Origin of the sequence: Streptomyces sp. NPDC048659 (assembly GCF_040650575.1) — a bacterium.
In the GTDB taxonomy this organism is placed as follows: Bacteria; Actinomycetota; Actinomycetes; order Streptomycetales; family Streptomycetaceae; genus Streptomyces.
The window spans coordinates 57431-76277 of sequence record NZ_JBEZHM010000039.1 but is presented as its reverse complement, the minus strand read 5'-3'; the positions used below and the strand labels follow the sequence as shown (position 1 = coordinate 76277).

The 18847-nt window shown below is 75.5% G+C and carries 13 protein-coding genes; 3 read left to right on the top strand and 10 right to left on the bottom strand.

Annotated elements, in window-relative coordinates; translation table 11 throughout:
* Nucleotides 1–300: 300 nt before the first annotated feature.
* The 3 genes from AB0C99_RS26490 (at nucleotide 301) to AB0C99_RS26480 (ending at nucleotide 2424) form a co-directional block, all read left to right on the top strand.
* The gene (locus AB0C99_RS26490) at nucleotides 301–582 is read left to right on the top strand and encodes a hypothetical protein (protein WP_362479810.1); all 282 of its coding nucleotides are present in this window, start codon (nucleotides 301–303) and stop codon (nucleotides 580–582) included.
* Nucleotides 579–1724, top strand: a complete 1146-nt coding sequence (locus tag AB0C99_RS26485) for an FG-GAP-like repeat-containing protein (protein WP_362479807.1) — start codon at nucleotides 579–581, stop codon at nucleotides 1722–1724. The genes AB0C99_RS26490 and AB0C99_RS26485 overlap by 4 nt, the downstream gene beginning before the upstream one ends.
* A gap of 238 nt (nucleotides 1725–1962) precedes the next feature.
* Entirely contained in the window at nucleotides 1963–2424 is a 462-nt protein-coding gene (locus AB0C99_RS26480; RefSeq protein WP_362479804.1) for a hypothetical protein, read from the top strand.
* A 56-nt stretch (nucleotides 2425–2480) separates the two neighbouring features.
* Here AB0C99_RS26480 and AB0C99_RS26475 read toward each other — a convergent pair whose 3' ends face one another.
* The 10 genes from AB0C99_RS26475 to AB0C99_RS26430 all read right to left on the bottom strand — a co-directional run bounded on the left by AB0C99_RS26475 (nucleotide 2481) and on the right by AB0C99_RS26430 (nucleotide 18809).
* Nucleotides 2481–3218, bottom strand: coding sequence for a nitroreductase family protein (locus AB0C99_RS26475; protein ID WP_362479802.1), 738 nt, complete (start codon nucleotides 3216–3218; stop codon nucleotides 2481–2483).
* Between the two features lie 1240 nt (nucleotides 3219–4458).
* Nucleotides 4459–5829, bottom strand: coding sequence for a hypothetical protein (locus AB0C99_RS26470; protein ID WP_362479799.1), 1371 nt, complete (start codon nucleotides 5827–5829; stop codon nucleotides 4459–4461).
* Nucleotides 5830–5895: 66 nt separating this feature from the next.
* On the bottom strand, nucleotides 5896–6588 hold the full coding sequence (locus tag AB0C99_RS26465; RefSeq protein WP_362479796.1) for a hypothetical protein: 693 nt from the start codon (nucleotides 6586–6588) through the stop codon (nucleotides 5896–5898).
* A gap of 217 nt (nucleotides 6589–6805) precedes the next feature.
* Nucleotides 6806–9037, bottom strand: a complete 2232-nt coding sequence (locus AB0C99_RS26460; RefSeq protein ID WP_362479793.1) for a hypothetical protein — start codon at nucleotides 9035–9037, stop codon at nucleotides 6806–6808.
* The gene (locus AB0C99_RS26455; protein WP_362479790.1) at nucleotides 9018–9362 is read right to left on the bottom strand and encodes a hypothetical protein; all 345 of its coding nucleotides are present in this window, start codon (nucleotides 9360–9362) and stop codon (nucleotides 9018–9020) included. The genes AB0C99_RS26460 and AB0C99_RS26455 overlap by 20 nt, the downstream gene beginning before the upstream one ends.
* A complete protein-coding gene (locus tag AB0C99_RS26450) occupies nucleotides 9359–11140 on the bottom strand; it encodes a lantibiotic dehydratase C-terminal domain-containing protein (protein ID WP_362479787.1) in 1782 nt (593 codons plus the stop codon). The genes AB0C99_RS26455 and AB0C99_RS26450 overlap by 4 nt, the downstream gene beginning before the upstream one ends.
* An 82-nt stretch (nucleotides 11141–11222) precedes the next feature.
* Nucleotides 11223–13226: a TOMM precursor leader peptide-binding protein gene (locus AB0C99_RS26445; protein WP_362479784.1), complete on the bottom strand. Its 2004-nt coding sequence runs from the start codon at nucleotides 13224–13226 to the stop codon at nucleotides 11223–11225.
* Entirely contained in the window at nucleotides 13223–14803 is a 1581-nt protein-coding gene (locus AB0C99_RS26440) for a hypothetical protein (RefSeq protein WP_362479781.1), read from the bottom strand. The genes AB0C99_RS26445 and AB0C99_RS26440 overlap by 4 nt, the downstream gene beginning before the upstream one ends.
* Nucleotides 14804–14943: 140 nt before the next feature.
* Nucleotides 14944–16116 (bottom strand): hypothetical protein, encoded by a 1173-nt coding sequence (locus tag AB0C99_RS26435; RefSeq protein ID WP_362479778.1) that lies wholly within the window; start codon nucleotides 16114–16116, stop codon nucleotides 14944–14946.
* Entirely contained in the window at nucleotides 16113–18809 is a 2697-nt protein-coding gene (locus tag AB0C99_RS26430) for a lantibiotic dehydratase (RefSeq protein ID WP_362479775.1), read from the bottom strand. Before AB0C99_RS26430 ends, AB0C99_RS26435 begins: the two co-directional genes overlap by 4 nt.
* Nucleotides 18810–18847: the final 38 nt, after the last annotated feature.

Here is an 18847-nt window from a genome sequence, read left to right as displayed (position 1 = left end):
CTTGGGACCATCCCCGGGGGCGCGAGGAGTAGTTGGCGATCTCGTTCGGCGCGGACTGCGGGCTGGGACCATCCCCACGCAGGCGGGGAGCAGACTCCGTGACCTGCAGTTCTATCCCACACCAGGCGCCATCCGAACCACTTTCACCGAAACCGACAAACCAGACACCCCACTCCCCCGCCCTGGCTATATCCACGAGAACGGACTCTGGTCCACTTTCTGTGGAGGCTCACGGAAAGTGATGTCGGTGGTGTGTGGTGGGATGGCCGGGCTCTGCCGTTGATCTGCTGGGAGACCGTCGTGACGTCTTCGTACCCGTTCCTGACTCGTGCCTTGGCCGAGGCTTTGGTCGATGTCCTGTGGTTCATCGACGGCAGTGAAGACGAGCAGATGGACCAGGACGATGCGGTCAAGGTCATGGAGGGCGTCGCACACGTGGTCAGCACGCTGTCGAGTGATCAGCGACAGGAGCTGATCGTCCTGCTCGGGGAGATGGCAGCTGCCGAGACCAACCCCGCTCGCCGTGAGTTCCTGGAGGAGTTCCCGCAGGGCTTCGGGCTCATCGACACGCGCGCCGGATGACGGAGCTGATCGACACGCTCTTCGCCAACCGGCCCGGCTTGACCGTCATCGTCCAGGGCCTGTTCACCGAGACGACCGGGGTCGCGGACGAGACCATCCGGTTCAACGGCCTCATCCGCGACCAGCAGCTCGACAGGCGTGCTCGCGGGGAACGGTTCACCTTCGTCGACGCGCCGAACGTGGACGTCGCCACCGAACTCCCCGACGGCATCCACCCCAACGACGCCGGGTACCGCAAGATGGCCCGGGTGTACGACGACGCCCTGGAGCAGGCGGTCACCGACGGGTGGGTCGTCCGGGCCAAGGCCCCGCGGGCCGGGAACGAGGCGGGCGGCACCGGTTCCGTCCGCTGGGCCGACTTCGACGGCGACGGCCGCACCGACCGGCTCACCATCGCGGACAACGGCGAGGTGCGCGCCTGGCTGAACCGGGGTGGCACACCGGGCGGCGGCTGGCAGGCGCTCGGCGCGGTCGCCACCGGCACCACGAACGACCGCACCCGGGTCCGGCTCGCCGACTTCGACGGCGACGGCCGCGCCGACTACTGGGCGATACAGGCCGACGGTTCGGTGCGCGTGTGGCTGAACCACGGCGGTGACGTCGTGGGCGCGAGCGGCTGGCAGGGCATCGGCACGGTGGCCACGGGCACCACCACCAGGCCTGAGCAGGTCCGGCTCGCGGACTTCGACGGCGACGGCCGGGCGGACTACCTCACCGTCGCCGACAACGGCGCGGTGAACGCCTGGCTCAACCGGGGCGGCGACGCCACGGGCAGCACCGGCTGGCGCCCCCTGGGCCAGGTGGCCACTGGTACCACCCAGGACCGCACGCGGGTCCGCCTCGCCGACCACGACGGCGACGGCCGCGCCGACTACTGGGCCGTCGCCCCCGACGGTTCGGTCATCACCTATCTCAACCGGGGCGGCGACGGCCACGGCGGCTGGCGGTTCCTGGGCCGGACGGCGACCGGGGTGACCACCGACCACAACCGGGTCGAGCTGGCCGACTTCGACGGCGACACCCACGCCGACTACCTCCTGGCCGGTCCCGCCGGCTCCGTGTCCGCCTGGCTCTTCGACGGCGGCGACACCTCGGGCCCGAACGGCTGGAAGCCCCTCGGCACGGTCTTCCCCGGCAACTGACGAGCTCGTGCACAGTAAGCGGTGACACGTCGAGCGACGAGTGGTCGATCATGGTGGGCCGGTCGGAACCGTGACTCGTGCAGCGATCGTCAGCAACCGTCGGATCACGGGCTTGTCAGCCGACGTGATCGCTGAACGCGACGCGGACCTTGGCCCGTTATGGCATGAACGTCACCAGGCACAGCTGGCCTCCCGGCCGCGGCGGCGTGCTGTGGGTGCCGGCGAGAAGTAGCGGCTGGTGTTCATCGACCGGCTCCTGGTCATGCTCATCCATCTTCGTCATGGGGTCACCCATGACGAAGATGGCGACGGCGAGGCTTTCGCCGGCCTCCTTGATCAGGTGCACACCGGATCGCTTGACCTGGTACTGGCGTTCCAGACCCATCGGATCAGCCTGACCGAGATGTACGAAGAGCTGCTCCTGGCCACGCGCGGGGTTCTCACGTTGACCGGTGTCGAGTACCTGTCTTGCGGAAGCAACCGGACGGCGCCGCTGACCAGGGCAACCGAGGCGATACTCGATGTCGGCCGCGGTTGGGAGATGGCCGGCCCGCTCGCGGATCGGGCGAAGTACACCTCAGCGCCGCAGTTCGACTCGGGGCGTACAACACCGCAACAACGTGGGCGCTGCTTCACGTGCCTGAAGCGAAAGCTCAGGAACGTCTGCCGACCGGATAGAACCCCAGCGCTGCCAATATGACGCAGCCGTCATCGCCGCAACGCTCCTGATGACGGCGTGGCACGTGACGACGGAACCTAGAGCTCGATCAGGACCTGGTCCAGGGACTTGCGGACCAGGTCGGGCACCTCGCAGTCGTCCGCGGGGTAGCCGACCGGGATCACCGCGAAGGCCTTCTCGTTCTCGGGGCGGTCGAGGACGTGGGAGAGGAAGCGCATCGGGCTCGGGGTGTGGGTCAGTGCCGCCAGCCCGGACAGGTGGAGAGCGGACAGCAGCATGCCGACCGCGATGCCGACCGACTCGTCGACGTAGTAGTGCTTGTGCTTCGTGCCGTCCGGACCGAGCCAGTAGCGCTGCTGGAAGACCACGATCAGCGCCGGGGCATCCGTGAGATGGGTCTTCACCGCGTCCGTACCCAGCGGACGCAGCGCCGCGAGCCACTCGTCACCCAGCCGGCCGTCGTAGGAGAGCTCCTCCTCCTGCTCGGCGGCGGCGCGGATCCGCTGCCGCAAGGCCGGGTCCTTGACCAGAACGAAGGTCCAGGGCTGCTGGTGCGCCCCGGAGGGAGCGGTCGCCGCACAGGCGATCGCATCCCGGACCACCTGCTCGGGCACGGGATCGGGAGAAAAGTGGCGCACGGTTCGCCGCTCGTCCATCCGCACCCGCAACTCGGCGGCGCGAGAGAGAGATTCCGGCTGCGGCATCCGCTCCGGCCGGTACGGGGCGGAGCGGTACGGCTGGCCGTGTATCGAGGTCCACCGCCCAGTTTCGGGAGTGGTCGCGGAGACGGTCTCAGGCGTGATCTCGGGTGACATGGAGCAGATCTTCATGCCTCCCTCCCGCCTTTCGCCACAAGGATGCAAAGCCCAGTGCCCGTCGTGTTCCCTTCGGGGGGATTTCGGGGGCTGCGGTCACCGGACGATTTCCGGCGCGGTACGGCAGCCAGTGTGGCGCGATCCGGGGGCGCGACGGCCCGGGCCGACCGTCCGCGGTGCCAGGGTCCGGCGTCCCGGCCTCCTGCACGGGCGCCGTGCACGGGTGGACCATGGCGTCCGCGCTCCCCGTCCGGACCTTCGTGGCGCTGGGCCGCGAGGGTTCCGCCGGGCTGGACCATTCGGCCCGCGCCTCAGCAGACGCCCCGTGCGCCGCCCGTCGGCCGTCGTACGGCGTGAGGAACAGAGGGAGGGCCCGTCGGCGGGGCCGGGCTCCGAATTTCGAACCCCCGGCCTGTTTCCGGCCTTTCCCGGGAGTCGCCGGGCCGGCGTCGCCTGTGGACACGGTCGCCCGTCCAGGACGCGATGGAACGGGGAGCCGGCCGGGCATGCGATTGAACAGCTGCAGCAGAGCCTGGGCAGGCCAGTCTCCGGCCTCCCGCGACGCCGACAGCGGGCGTTGGCTCCGGATGAGTGGCCGAGGGTGGCGAAGGCCCACAGGCAGCCGGTGGGCAAGGCCGTGGGCGAGGTGTTCCACGCCGGTCCGATACGGGGCACGTCTCCTCGGCTGTCCCGGCCGGGACACTCCCTGCAACGGTGGCCCCTCTTCACTCGGGTGCCCCCACGGTGCGGTTCTCGGTCCAGCGCAGGACAACCTGCGTGCGCTTGATGTCGCCCAACTGCTCCAGCATCCCGGCGACGAGCGGGGCGAGCTCGGCTGCGCCCTCGACGTCCTCGCGCGCGGGCGCGCGCCACTTGCGAAGGTGCCGCCCGCCTTTACCGTGAGGGGATGCCCCATGCTCGGGGATGCGGCGTTCATCGCCTGGGTGGCGAAGAAGACTGGACGGCGCTCGGACTCGCCAAGGCCCTGAACACGGCCATCCGGGACGTCACGCAGAAAGCCTCGCCGCGCGGCGAGCTGTCCGAGGTGACGGTGCGCAAGTGGCGCTCAGGCGAGACCACGTGGCCGCAAACGAAGGCCAGAATGGCTCTGGAGCATGTCAGCGGGCGTCAGGCGGCGGACGTAGGGTTCGGGCCTCCCGACCGCCGCAAGAGCCCCGCCCCGGAGGATCCGTTGCACCCATCCTGCTGTTAGCACTCTGGCTTCCTCTCCTCCCCGGCATCAACGTGGGCGTACTCCACCCCGATCGCTCCCGTCGAGCTCACCTCCACCACGCCAGGCTCCCCTTCCGTCCGTGGCCACCAGTCGACCGTGCAGCGAGCCCTCTCCCTCCGTCGCCAACGGCTGGAACGGGGCCCCCACGGGGAGTGAGAGTTCCGTGTAACGACTGCGGCCGCCGAGGAGGGTGAGCAGCACCGCCTCGTCGGACCGGAGCCCTGCGGAAGCGGCGAGTTCGGGGGCCCGGACGCTGCGGACGGGGCGCAGGAAGTACCCGTGAGCCCCGGCGGCCAGAGCCAGCCGCTGGTAACAGGCCCCGGCCGCAAGGAGGGCCCCGCAGACGACCGCGGGGGCGTGGGCCGGGTTCCGACGGGCGGCCAGAACGAAGCCGACGTCGCATGCGGCCGCGTCCACCCGGTCCGCGGGGTACGTGAACGCGGCCGCGACGGCGGCCGGGGCAACGGGGAGCAGACGCAGCGGGGCCGCTTCCGGCGTGGTCCGCCCGGCCCCGCCCCTGGCCCCGGTACCGGGCGTCACGACCGGCAGGCCGAGGTCCGCAGCGGCCGCCCGGAGCAGCTCCGTGAGGGCGTGCGGTCCCCGAGGGTCGGGGAGCCGGGCGGGAGCGAGGCCGAGCGGGCCGCGGCCGGCACTGCGTCGGCACAGGGCGTCGAGGACGCCGGTGCGGCCGAGGAGGGCACCGAAGGGACGGGCGAAGCGGGTGGGGTCGAAGGGCCAGACGGGGCCCGGGACGGAAGCGGGCGCGGGCCTCGGGGCAGGAGCGGGCGCGGGGCCCGGGGCCTGCCAGGCCGAGACCGGGCAGCGGCCGGGAGTCACCGCGGCCGCCCCCTTTCGGACCCACTCAGGCAGCAGCAACGCCATGAGCCAGGCCGCGGTGGCGTGGTGCATCCCGGCCTCGAGCAGGCCGACCACCTCGCGCACCGGGGCGTAGCCCGCGGGGACCCTGGTGACGTCCGCTTCGAGCCGCAGTCCGGCGGGGACGAATCCGGCCCCTGCGGGCGCCGCGGCGTGGCGCACGGGGTCATACTCGGCGGTGTGCCCGGCGGAGGTCAGGGTCAGGCGGGCGGCGCGGACCCCGCGCACGGAGGCGGTGGCCGCGTGCGGGCCGACCAGGTCTCGGGGTTCGAGGCGCCGCATCCCGAGAGTGCCGTCGGCCACCGCGGTAACGGCGGTGAGCGGGTCGAGCCCCGCCGCGGCGGCGGCCACGTCCGCCTCGGAGCCCGCAAGCGGAAGTGTGCCGGGGTAGGGCAGCGGGAGGACGGGGCCGGGCAGCGGTGCGGGCCGGTCGTAGACGGGTCGACCCTGCGGGCGGCCGGCGGCGACCAGATCCCATGTGAGCGCGGGCTCGGGGGTCAAGGGGCCTCCAAGGAAGTGTCTTTGCGTTCATCGGATGGTTGGTCGGATCGTGAGGGACGGAGCGCCCTAGCGGCTGGATGTGCCGTCGGCACCGGTCAGGGTGAGGGTGCGGGGATCGACGGTCACCGGGAGTCCGGGCCACTCCCAGCCGCCGGGGCCGGAGGCGAGGACCAGCCCGGCGTGGAGCGCGGCCGCGGCGGCCACCGCGCGCACCGGCGGGGCGAAGCCGCCCGGGAGCGGCTCGGGCGCGAGGCCCCCGTCGGCCCGCTCCACCACGAGGACGCCGTCGCGGGCGACCAGCCTCAACACGAACCGGCCGCCGCCGCCCCGGCAGACCAGCCGGAGCCCGTGCCCGCCGCCCGCAGGGGATGCGGTACCGCCGGGCTCCGCCAGGCCCCAGTCGTGCGCGGCGGCCCGTACCGCCCCGGTTTCCACCGGGCCTCCGGACACCTCCCAGCGGGCCGTCGCGATGCGGTCGACGGCTGCGGCCGGGTTTGCCGCCCAGGCCAGGGCGTACCGGTGCCAGGGCAGCTCGGACCCGGCCAGGGCGGCGGGCACCTGCACTGCGGCTCCCGTACCGAGCAGGGCCTCCACGAGCGAGCCCGGCAGCAGCTCCGGAACGGCTCCCGATTCGAGGTGCGCCGCAAGGCTCGGCCAGGCCCGGCCGAGTGCGGGAGCCCGGAGCGTGTACTCGCCGCGTGGGCTGCGGATGAAGAGGCCCTCCGGCGCGGGCACGACCACGGTGACGGGGCGCAGCACCAGCACTCGCCGTCCGGCACCGGAGCACACCACGGAGCCCGGCGCGGCCGGAGCCGGGGCGTCGTCAGCGGCCCGGGGAGCGGCCGGGGCTTCGACCGCAACGTCCCCTCCACGCGGAACGGGAGGCGCGGCCAGGGCCATGGGCCGGGATGCGGCGGGTGTGTGCGGTCCGGAGTGAGCCGGGGGGTCGGCGCGGGGTGCGGGCTCGGGTGGAGTGTCAGGCATGGGAGTCCTTCGGTCCGTGGCCCACCAGGAGGCCGATCAGTGCCGCCCGGTCGATCAGCCCTCCGCCGAGCCGGGCCGCCGCCACGACCGGCACGAGGCCGTGGACCAGGCAGGAGTGCAGCCCGTCCGGTCCCCCGGCCAGGGCGGTCAGGGCCAGCAGCGCGGCCGCGTCCCGCACTACGTCGGGGCCGCCGCGCACGGTGAGGTCGGTGTGCGCGAGCAGCACCGCGGCCCGTCCGGGCAGGCCGGGCTGCATGAGGACGTCGTCCGCGGTGCCGGGTGGGAGCAGGGTGAGCCGGATGCCGGAAGTGTCGATCCTGGCGGCCCGGGCCTGGCTGCGGGCCTGCCCCAGGGCACGGCGCAGGGCCACCCGGTCGGCGGCGGGGCTCCAGCGCAGGTCGCGGCGGCTTCGGCGCGCCCAGAGGGCGGCTTCGGCACGCGGGTCGCGTGGGTGGCCGGAAGTGATCCGGAGGCCGCCGTACGCCTGGAAGCCCGGCGGCAGTATGGTCGGCGGGCCTGAGACGGCCCGGGCCCGCAGGCCGGAAGCGGCGGCGGCCGTGATGGCCTGTGCGAGCAGCGCACCGGCCTCGGCGGCGGCGATCCGGGCCCCGGAGCCGCCGTACTTGTCCACCAGCCGACCCACGTCGACAGCCAGGCCGAAGCCGTCGCCGGACGGTCCGACGGGGACCCGTGCGGCCCGGAGGGCGGAGGGATCGTCCGTGTCCGGGCAGGGCTGCACCAGCAACAAGCCTTCGCGGCCGGGCACCAGGAGCGCACCCGCTCCGAGGTTGCCCGCGGAGGGGGCCCAGCGATCGACCGCCGGGGCCACGGAACGCCGTCCGGCCACCCGTACGAGGAACTCCGTCCAGCAGGGCTCCGACGGCAGTGCGGTGAGGCCGGGGGTCAAGGGCTCCCCGGGCAGTGCGGCGTGCTGGAGACCGACGGCGGCCTCCGAATAGTGGACTTCCTCCGCTGCCGGAGCACGCCAGCGACGCGGCGGGGCGGCCCCGAGCAACAGTGCGGGAAGCGCCTCGGCTGCGGCGCGGGCCCGGCCGGGCCGTGCGGGGCGCCCGGCGCAGTGGGCGCAGTCGGGGGTGGGACCGGTGCCGAGGGCCCGAGTGGTGCCGGTGGCGGGCGTGTGCTCGACGACGAGGCCCGGCCTGGCTCCACGCCCGAGCCCGGCGGAGGTGTGCACGGCCTCGGCGACGGCGAGCGCGGCCAGCAGCTCCAGGTCCCCGGTCACGGGCCGGGGCGGCACGGCGGGTTCCCGGGCGACGCAACCCGGGCACGGCGTCTCCCCGGGCTCCGTCCAGGGACCGATCCGGACGCTCTCGCCGAAGCCGCGCACCAGCAGCTGCGGCCGCGCCTCCAAGGGGTCCGCCTCCTGGTCCACGACGAGGACGAGCTCCCGCAGCTCCGGCGCACCCACTGCGGGTTCCCCGGCGGGACGGCGCGGAGCCGGCTCCGCGCCTCGGTGCAGCGGCCGGGTCGGGCCGTGCTCACCGTGGACTGCCGCACGGGGCCCACCACAGGCGCCGGAAGCGGCGGCCCCGGCTGCGGCGCCGGGCGACCCGGCACCCGTCGGGACGGCACGAAGGACGGCCGGGTGTCTCAGGGGCTCCCCCGCCAGGACAGGACCGGGCCGCGCTGCTCCGGCGTCACCGGTGCCGACACTCGCAGCTCTGGTTCCGCACCCGGGCGGCGGGGGTCCCGCCGGGGCGGTCGTAGCCCCGGGCGGTGGGGTCGGCCAGGTGTGGGTCAAGGCGTGGGTGATCGCGCGGGCCAGGACGGAGTGCCCCACGACCACCGGGCGGATCCCGCGCCAGGCGGAGAGGGCCGCGGCGCCACCCGGGTGGTGGCGGGTGGTCGCGGCCCAGCGGCCGCAGAAGCGCAGGGCCGCGTCGCGGACGGCGGGATCCGCGAAGGCCCCGTGCTGCGCGGCAGTCAGCGCGGGGACGTGGTGTTCCCACAGGCCGAGCGCGTGCAGCAGCTCCGCCTCCGCGAGGTCCGGTGTGCGCCCGGCCAGGACCGCGCCCAGCCGGGTGCCCGCGGCTCCGGTGAGCCGCCAGGTCCGCGGTCCCCCGGTCACCAGGAGCCCGTCGGGACCACGGCCGACCCCGAGCCCCGCAGGCGGGCCTCCGGGTGCGAGGCGGGCCGGGAGCCGGCCGCCGCGGACGGCGTCGAGGAGGGCGGGGATGCGCTGGTCAGCCGAGATCCGGGGCACCGTTGCCTCCACGCAGTCGCAGCCCGTCGAGGTCGAGGGCGTACCAGTCGCCGGGGCGGGCCGGGTCGAGCCGGCGGAGCAGCCCGGCCAGCACGGCCGCGTGGTGCGGCAGGGCACCGGTCGGCACGGGCCGCCGCTCCGCGCCGTCCCCGGCCCCGGCCCCGGCCAGTTCGGCGTCTCCGGTCACCAGCCAGCCGGACCGTTCCACCACCGCCAGCTCCGCGTTCTCCCGCTCTGCCCCGGCCACGAACCGGAATTCCCGGGCCCGCTCCGCCAAGAGCCCCCGCAGGTCCGGGTTGGGGACGGTCACGACCCTGCGGTTCACCGCCCCACCCCCACCGGGATCAGGTACAGCGGCTGGGCGACGAGGCCGTCCCACCCGGCGGCCAGGGCCAGCTCGTCGTCGTAGAAGCCCCCCACCGGCAGCGTCCTCAGACCAAGCGCGGTAGCGGTGAGCAGCAGGTTCTGTGCGAGGTGGCCGGCTTCGAGCAGGGCGAAGCGGATGCCGCGCTGCCCGTACCGGGGGGTGATCGCCCCGGGCGCCACGCCCAGGACCAGGAGCACCGGTGCCTCCTCGGCGACGACCGGCCGCGGTCCCCCGCCGCGCGGCTCCGTGTAGGGGGAGGCGGCAAGCAGGGCGGCGGCGTCCACTGCCGCGCGAGGGGCCAGGGAGTGGGAGCCGGGCAGGTAGCGGTAGGCACCTGGTGCGATTCCGGCCACCCGCTGCACGATGACGTCGAGAAGCACCGGGCGGACGGCGCCCGCGGAGGGGTGCGCGTACAGGTCGAGGTGGACCGGCCGCCCCTCCTCCTGTGCCTCGACGGTGTCGGTGACCCCGGCCGCAAGGCCGAGCAGTGTGCCCAGTTCGACGGCGTCCAGTTCGCCCGCGAAACGGCCGTACGCGCTGCGGCGCCCGGCGAGGGCGTCCGCAAGGGCGGGGGCCTCCAGCCGCGCCGGATCGGCGGTGGGCAGCGGGACGTCGCTGTCGGCGCGCAGATCGGGGGCGTCCGCCGGATCGGGGCGGGCCGCCCCCTTGCGCGGCGCCTGGCGGGCCATCGCGCCGCGCCGGAACTTGCCTGCCTGGAGGAAGTCCGAGGCCGCGGTGCGGCCGGTGGCGTGCATGGTCTCAGGGCCGCCCGCGCCGGCCAGTGCGAGGCTCGCCAGCCAGGCGAGGAACGCCTCGTCGGCGACGGGGACACCCATCCGATTGGCCAGCATGTGCCACTGGCTGGTCAGCGCGGGCCACGGGCCGTGTCGCAGGTCGTCGCCGAGTCCCGCCAGGTCATGGGCGTACGCACGGACGGCGGCTGCCCAGCGCCCCGGCAGCCCGGCCGGGGCCGGGCGGGAGGCCCGTAGCCGGGCGACGGCCTGTCGGAACTGTTCGGGGTGCCGGTCGTGCTCGGCCTCGGCGCGGGCACGGGCGGCCGCGACATCGAGCCGGGGAGCCCCGGGCAGGTCGGCCCAGGCGAGCGCGTACCGGCGCAGCACCGCGGCCGTGACGGTCTCGTCGAAGCCCGCGTCCAGCAGGCCGGCGACGTGCCCGGCGAGCAGCCCGAGGGCCGCGCCGGTCCGCGAGGTGCCCGCCAGGACGGCGGGGAGGGCGGCAGCGGCCACCTCACTGGACAGTTCGAAGAGCCGTTCGCCGTAGGGCAGTGCCCGGGGGCCGCCGTAGCGGTCGGTCTCGGGCAGGTACGGGGGCCGCAGGACGGTGCCCGAGGGCTGCCAGCCCAGGTTCGCGGCCCCGTCCGGGTCGGCGGTGCGGGCGTAGAAGGCGTCCGCGTCGAGCGGCGCGGCCCCCGGCAGTCCGGGTACGGCGGCGGCCAGGCGGTCCGCGACCGCTTCGGCGGCTCCGGGGCGGGCGTCGTGCAGCCGCAGCCGGACGTGCGGGCCTCCTTCCCAGTACCGCAGGGCGAACCATCCAGCGGCCCGGTCCTCGGCCACGGCCCGGCGGCCCTCCGAGGCCGCGGCGAGGTACAGGTGGTCGGCGGTGGTCCGGTCGCCGTGCGCGAAGACGTGCAGGGACTGCCAGCGGGACCCGGCACGGTCGGCACCGGTGATGCCGGCAGTGGCGGAGGAGGCTCTGGGTTTCGGGGTGGTGGGCATGGGTCTTCCTCGGGAGCGGGGCGACAGCGACGACGGGCCGGACGGACGGCGATCGGCGGGGTTGCCGACGGGCGCCGTGGTCTCAGGGGAACGGGTGCGGCAGCGGCGCTCCGCGGTGTCCGGTGCGGGCTCGCGCCCGGTCCAGGCGGGGCAGTCCGGTGGTGCGGTGGTGGACGTGCCCGAAGGTCACCGGCACCGCCCCGGGCGCGACGAGCTTGACGGTGGCCAGTCCGAGAGCGGCGTCCCGACGGCTCGTCAGGTCGACGACGACGGGCGGCACTCCGGCGGCGGTCATCGCGTCGAGCACCTCCGTGAGCAGGCCAGTCAGGTCGTCGCTGCGTCGGATCCGCTCCCACCGCTCCCGGTGTGCGGACAGGTCGGTCGCGGGCAGCCCGGATTCCAGCAGGTAGTCGAAGCGGTGCAGTGACTCCGGGAGGGTGTACAGCGCGACATGGTCCTCCATGTCCTCGACCAGCGTGGGGTCCTGGAGCATCGCGAGTCGCCGGTCGCGGTCCACGCCGGGACGACGGCCCTGGAGGAGGATCATCACCACGACCTCCAGCAGCGCCGCCCGGACGGCCCGCTGCGGGTCGAAGTGGGCGCCCGCGGCGGAGAAGCTGGCGGCGTCGGGCCGGTCGGGCGCGACGGCGAGGGCCTGGACCACGGGGACGCCGGTGTCCGTAGTCGCGTCGAAGAGGTGGACCGTGTAGCCCTCGGCCTGCGCCCGCTGCCGGAAGAGCAGTGCGGTCGGGTCGGTGAGCGTCCCGGGGGCGATCGGCGGGGCCGCCTCGCGGGCGTACCAACGCAGCAGGAAGGCGTCCCGTTCGAGGACCTCGAGAGCCGCGTGCAAGGTCGCCTCCTCCCGGTTGGCGCCGACGGCGCAGCCGTTGGAGCACTCGTAGACGAACATCGCCCGGTCCGGCCGGGAGGGGACGCCGTAGTGCGCGACGTGTTCCGGGACCAGGAGGTGGCGCTGCTCGGCGTGGGACCAGGCCGGGACCCACGTGGTGACGGTGTCCGGCCGGTACGGGTCGAGGATCGAGGCGGGGTGGTCCTCGTACCCGGCATCGGGCAGGCCCAGCAGGGCGGGATCCAGGGCCCGGTCGCCGAGTTCGCTGTAGCTCGCGGTGACCTTGTCGTGGCGGCGCTGCGGACGACAGCCGCTTTCGCGCTCGACGGCCTCCAGGAGCCCGACCGTGCGGGCTCCGGCGTGGTCGTCTCCTCGCCCGTACCCCCACAGTCGGCGGTGCACCCGCGGCAGCGCCACCTCGACACCGACGAGCGCGCCGGGGGCGAAGGCGTCACGGTAGGCGCGGCGCATCGGGCCGAAGCGGTGGTCGACGAGCAGGCGTTCCAGGTGTTCCCCGTCGGGCACGTCCTGGCAGCGCAGCGAGCCGGGGGCGTTCATCGGGCGGTGGACGAAGGGGCCGGGCTGAGGGTCCGCGGCGGTGTCGTCGCAACCGCGGCAGCCGACGACGGGGGTGAGCCGGTGCCAGGTGAGGGTGGCCGAGACCAGGTCGATGCAGAGAATGGGGCGGCCGGTGGCCTCGTCGCAGCCGTGGGTGCGCCGCCCGAGCTCCGTCAGGAGGGCCGGCAGCGCGGGGAGCCAGTGCGCGCCGGGCAGGGCCCGGCCGAGGTCGTCGGCGATCTCCGGCCCCGCCTCGGTGGCGGCCGGGTCGAGTCCCGTGTCGTCGAGCACCGCTCGGTGACGGCTGTCGGCGCAGAGCAGGCAGCCGCGGCCGCCGGGCGGCAGCAGCGGGCCGAGCTGGAGGACGTCGCCGATCAGGCGGGCGGCAAGGGTGTGGCGGCCCGCGTCCCGAGCCAGGGCGTCGAGGCGGCCGGCCTCGGCGGCCGGGGCGGCGTCGAAACCGACGAGGGCCGTCACGGTGTCCTGCGCCGCAGCCCAGTCCCGCAGGACCCGCGCCAGCCGAGCCCGAGCCAGGTCGGCCACGACAGGCGCGTCGAGGGCCACCGCGGCCCCGTCGGCCGCCGCAGCCGCCTCGCCCCCGTCCGCCGAGGCCTGCGCGACGGCGGACGGAGCGGTCCGCGTCTCGGTCCCGGCCGGGGTCTTGGTCGTCAGCGTCACGATGCGCCCACCCATCCCACGTGTACGGCGGCTTCCCGCCACCGCGGTCCGACGGCCGCTTGGCGAACGGTCGTTCCCGGCAGCAGCGCCGCGAGGCTTTCCAGGGCTTGCCGGAACGCCTCGGCGTCGCCGCCCCCGGCCGCCAGCCGGTCGACCAGCTCCGTGTCCCCGTTCAGCGCCGCTAGGGCGGTGGCGTGTGGGTCGACGGCCTCGGCCGACAGCTTCGCGCCCGCGTTCCCCTCTCCCACCAGGAGCTGGGTGCGGGCAGTGGCCAGGCGAAGCGCCTCCGCCACGGCCGTGTCCGCGTCCGCCGCGGCCGCCCGGTGCGGCACGGGTGCGTCCGCGCCTGGCAGCCAGAGGTCGGCCTCGGCCACGGGCAGCGGTCCCCCGTGGTGCAGCCGGACCGCACCGAGGCGGGGCGTTCCTGCGGGAGCGAGGACGGCGATGCCCTCGGCCCAGCGGATCCGCGCCACCTCCGGGAGCGGGTCGACCGGCTGCCACTGCTCCGGTGCGTCGGCGTGCGGGGGCGCGAGGACCACGGCAGCGCGTATGCCGAGGTCCGCGACCAGGCCGAGGTCGCCGAGCCCGGCGATCGCGAGGGCGCCCGGAGGGGCTGCGGCGGCCGCCGCGAGCCGGGAGGCACCGAGGGCGGCGGCCACCCAGGCCGCGTCGTGCGTGTCGCCGAGCCCGACGACGACGCGCGGGCCGGTGACCGCGGCCAGCGCGGTCGGCATCTGGAGCAGTCGTCCGGGGTGTGGCTCCCGCCAGGGGCCGAGTTCGGGGTCCCAGTCCGCGCGGAGGGCGTCGATGACCGGGCCGAAGTCGTCGGGCGCGGTCCGGCGGGGCGCGCCGAGGGGCAGCGGCGCACGGGGGGCGAGGTCGGCGTCCGCGGGCAGGGCGCGCAGCCGTACGCCGTCGGTCCCGACGTGGTGCCACTGGTCGGCCCGCGCCCGCCCGGCCAGTGCTCGCAGCACCCGGTGCGCGGCGACGGCGGCCGCCACCGAGGGCATGGCTGCCCTGACGGCGGGCCGAAGGGGTGGGGAGAGGCGTCGGAACCGCTCCAGGGCCGTGGTGTCGACCACCGCGGCGCCCTCCGCGTGGGGCAGCACGGCGGCGCCGGCGACCCGGTGGCCGTCGGTGGTGAGGGCCGACACGCGGAGCAGCGCCCCCGGTCCGCCCGCCAGGACGGTGGTCCGGGCCGGAACGGCCTGACCGTCGAGGGCGGCCCTGGCGGCGGCTGTCCACTCCGGGCCGCCGGCCAGCTCCCAGTCCAGTCCGGCGGGGTCCCACCAGGAGTCGTCGGAGGCGAGGGCGGCCGTCTGGGCCTCCCCCGGGGTGACGTCGCGGCGGGTCAGCAAACCGTGTTCGTCGAGCAGCGCGGTCAGGACGGCCCGAGCCCGGCGGGCACCGTCCTGTCCGGGCCCGGGGTCCGGGCCGGTGACCAGCCCGATGCCGGTGGCCCGCCAGAGCGCGGGCAGGCCGGGAGCGGTGCGCAGCCGGACGGTGGCGCCGGGCCGGTGCAGGACGAGGCCGTCGTCGACGGCCCGTACCCCGGCGCCGGGCCGCAGCCGGGGCACGCCGGACAGGCTCCCCCGCGGGGCGGCCGGTGCCGCGGCCGGGGAGGCGGCCGGGACGGTGTCAGGTGCCGTATCCGAAGAAGTCGGAGGTGCCGCGGAGGTCGCCGGCGCCGTGGTCGGCCACGTGGCCGGTGGTGTCGTCATGAGCGCGCCTCCGCCCCGGTGGCGAGAAGTCCGCGCCAGTCGACGCCGAGCAGCCGCTCGACGGAGGCGCACAGCGCGAACGCCGCGAAGTACCGCTCCACGGGTGAGACATCGAGCAGCGGGACGGTGCGCAGGAACTGGTTGACGACGAAGCGGTAGGCGGCGAACTCGGTGACGTGGACCCGTTCGGGCAGGTGGTCGAGGCCCCGCAGGGTCCGGTGGAACTCGCTGTAGCCGCGGTCCTCGCCGAACTCCCAGCGAGCCCGGTCCGCGGGCCAGTGACGGGCCGCCAGGGCGGCGTAGCCGGAGCCGAGGTCCTCGCCGAGCTCGCCACGTTCCGCTGCCGCGGTGGCGTGGGCCAAGGCCCGGCCGAAGGCCGCGGACCAGGCAGCGGTCACCGGGTCGTCGCCGGTGTACGGGCCACGGCGGGCCCCGTCCGGGTGGTCGTCGTCGATACCGGCGAGGACGTCTCCGACGAGCCGGTCCACGGCGTCCGCGATCTGCGCGTGCCGGCCGGCGAACCGCGCCCGCAGCCGCCCTTCGGGGTCACCGAGGTGGAGGTACTCCTCCAGGTGGGAGCGGTAGGTGAGGTGGCCGGATCGCACTCCGCCGACCGGCCAGGTGGCGGCCAGCGCGACCATCGCCGGGACGGCCCGCAGCCCGCCCGGCAAGGAGTCGAGACTTCGGGAGACCGCGAGGGCGGGCAGGAATTCAGCCGCGACTCGCTGCTTGAGGCGCAGGCCGGCGCCGCCGATGAGCTCGGTGATCGGACCGGCGGGCAGCTCCTCGACGGCGACGGTGTTGTCGGGGCGCAGCGGTCCGTAGGGGCCGGGGACGAGTTCGGCCCGGCCCAGGGCCTCCGAGCGGTCCAGGTGGATTCGTTCCTCCAGGCGCTGCGGCGAGGGGTGCCTGCCGAGTACGGTCCGGGCGGTTCCGGCCAGGGCGTTGAGGCGGTCGGGCGCGGCCCAGATCCGGATGTGCGGTCCGCGCAGCCAGTGCCGTTCCATTCCGACGTGGGGACCGGAGCCGCCTGTGGCCCCGGTCCCCGTCCCGTGCTGCGCGAGCAGCGTCGCGGCGAGGTCCGTGGCCAGGGCGAGCTTGCTGTCGGCGTGGTGGGACAGCACCAGGACGCGCGGTCGGGCGGTGCCCGTGCTCGGGTCGTTCGTCATGAGTCCTCCGGTCCTCTGGTCTCGACGGGGGCGGGTCCGGCGGCCACGACGGTCTCCAGGACGTATTCGGTGCACCGGTCGCCGGCCAGCAGATCGGTGGGCCGGTCCTCGGTGTCGGGCAGTGCCTCGGTGACCCGGATGCGTGCCGCTCCGGCCGTCCAGGCGGGCAGCGAGCGCAGGTCGAGCATCGAACGGAGGTCCACCGGAACCGGCTTGGTGCGCATGGCGACGAACTGCTGCCAGGCACCCTCGGCCTGTGGTTCGGCCCGGACGAAGACCCGGGCGGGGATGCCGTGACGGCGGCGGAAGGACTCCATGGCGAGGAGGGCGGTGGTGTCGTCGTCGCCGGGACCTCGGACGGGGAACGCCCCGGCCTGCATGGTCCAGGCACGACGGGTCACCACGACCCGCCCGGCGGTCACCCGCGGATGGTGCACGATCGCCGCGGGGTCGCTGGTGCGCTCCACGTCCGCGCCCAGGTCCATCCGGACCAGCGGGCCGCGGCCGAGCATGTACAGGGCCGCGTCCCGGGCGGGCAGCAGGAAGGGCACCAGAAAGCCGAAGTAGGCCGGATGGACGGGGCGCCCGTCCGGGCCCTCGGCGCGGAGGGTGTGCGCGCCGACGCGGACGCGCACCTGCGCAGGGTCGAGGAGGTCCGCGCCGGGCACATGGGAGTGGGGCCGGTCCGTCGTGGTGAAGGACCGCTCCAGCAGCGCCGGGTGGACGTTGGCGTTGAAGCCGTGCACCGGCCGAAGCTCGACCGCGTCGGGGCCGAGCAGCCCGGCGAGGCTCTCGCGGACGGCCATGATGACGCCGTCGCCCCAGCCACTCAGGAAGCGGGAGGCCATCTGGGCGTAGCCGTCGTGAACGGCGTTGAGGACGGCCCCTGTGACCCGCGGGGTGCCGTCGGACCGGTCATCACGGCCGGTGGGCTGGACGAAGTAGGCCAGGGCTTGTCGTTCACGCCGCAGTTCGGTGGGGACGGCCTCGGCCCAGCGTCGCAGCCGGGCGGGGGTCCAGACGACCTCGCTCTGACCGGCTCGGCCCGCGGCGGCGAGTTCGGCGGCGGCCTGCGCGCGCATCTCGACGAGCGTGGCGACGGCGGGGCTCGAGGCGCACACCTCGGCCAGCAGCCGGTCTCGGTCGAGGGACTGTCCGGCCAGGAACTCGGGCAGGCGCCGGGCGAGTTCCGTGAAGGGCAGGGTGCCGCCGACGCCGACCTCGGCGGCAAGGGAGCCGTGCAGGATCGCGTGCCCGATGTGCGTGTTGTCGAAGACGTCGGCGACGGCGGTGAGCGCGGCCAGGTCGTTCCGGACCTCGGCCCAGGCCGCGGCGGGGAAGGCCACCGGGCGGGCGGCCGACACGTCCTCGTACGCGGGCCGTGCGGGGCTCGCCCCCGCGGCGGTCCAGGTGTCCGCCAGCGCCAGGGCCGCGCCCGCACGGTCGCCCGAGCCGTCCCGCGGGTGAAGGGCTTCGGTGGCGGCGGCGATGGCGACGAGGTCGTCGGCCAGCCGTTCGGTGCCGGGGTCTGCGAGGGACCGGAGCCGGTCGGCGGCGGATCTCACGGGGTCGGGGTCGTCGGGGTCGACGGGATCCCAGTGGCGCAGGGCTCCGGCGGCCAGCAGCTCGTCGACGAGGGCGGCGGCGCGGCGGGTCCGGTCGGGGCTGGTGCCGCCGAGCTGCGCGGCCAAGCCGTCGCGCGAGCGCGGGCCCCCGGCGAGGGCTCCGAGGACGGTGCGGACGGCGGGGGTGGCGCGCAGGCTGACGGTTCGGCCACGGCCGTCGACGATCCGGGACTGGCCGTCGGGGTCGTCCACGGGCTGCTGGAACACCAGAACCGATCCGTCGTCGGCGGCGACCGCGGCGGCGGTCAGCGGCCCGGCTCCGCCGAGAGCTGCCGAGCGGGCGCGGACCAGACGGTGCAGGGCGGCCAGGTCGGTGGTCAGGCGGGCGGACAGACCGGTGTCCGGGTCCAGGTCGAGCGGCCCGGCGTCCACGGCCACGGCGGTGTCGGCCCCGGCGGCGTCCCAGGCCAGGCCGACCGCGGTGTAGTGAGAGAAGGGGCTCGTGCGGTGCAGGGCGCGGGCCGCAGTGCGCAGCAGCCGGGGCTCGCGCTTGCGCAGTTGCCTGTCCGGGCGGCCGGCGGCCTCGGCGTAGCGTCGCGCGGTGTGGGCCAGGGAGACGCTGGACATGGTGGCGGCCAGCTGGAACGCGGGGTCGGCGAGGGTCGCGGACAGCCATGAGCGTTCGCCCGCGAGCTGGCGCGCGGCCAGGGCTGAGAGCCGGGCCAGGGCCTCGTGTTCGGTGCCGAGGGCGGTGCGCCAGTGCTCGGCGGCATCCCGCACGGCCGTGGGGAGCACGTCAGCGGGGGCGGGCGGGACGGCGGGCGGGGTGGCCACGGCGTCCACGTCGCGCCGGATCCGCCGGGCCAGCGCGACGGCCGCCCGGCGAAGTTCGGGCTGCTGATCGCGGCTGCCCAGGGTGAACAGCGCGGCCAGCAGTGCGCGGGCGGAGCGGTGCCGCGCGTCGCGGAGGCGGTGGAGCTCGTCGAGGGCCTGGTGGTGGAGTCGGGGGCGGGGCGGCGCGGTCACGAGGTTGGCACGCACCAGGACCCAGGGCGCCGCCCCGATCCGGGACGCGCCGGCGGTGGCCGCGTGGGGTTCTGCCGGCTGAGTGGTCACTGCACTCGGCATGCGGGTCTTCCTTGGCGTCAGGGGCTGGCCTGCGGCGC

Bases quoted from the DNA above. Each gene is read 5' to 3' on its own strand.
- AB0C99_RS26485 (WP_362479807.1), top strand. From the start codon at position 579: ATGACGGAGCTGATCGACACGCTCTTCGCCAACCGGCCCGGCTTGACC.
- AB0C99_RS26475 (WP_362479802.1), bottom strand. From the start codon at position 3,218: ATGTCACCCGAGATCACGCCTGAGACCGTCTCCGCGACCACTCCCGAA.
- AB0C99_RS26450 (WP_362479787.1), bottom strand. From the start codon at position 11,140: ATGCCCACCACCCCGAAACCCAGAGCCTCCTCCGCCACTGCCGGCATC.
- AB0C99_RS26435 (WP_362479778.1), bottom strand. From the start codon at position 16,116: ATGACGAACGACCCGAGCACGGGCACCGCCCGACCGCGCGTCCTGGTG.
- AB0C99_RS26430 (WP_362479775.1), bottom strand. From the start codon at position 18,809: ATGCCGAGTGCAGTGACCACTCAGCCGGCAGAACCCCACGCGGCCACC.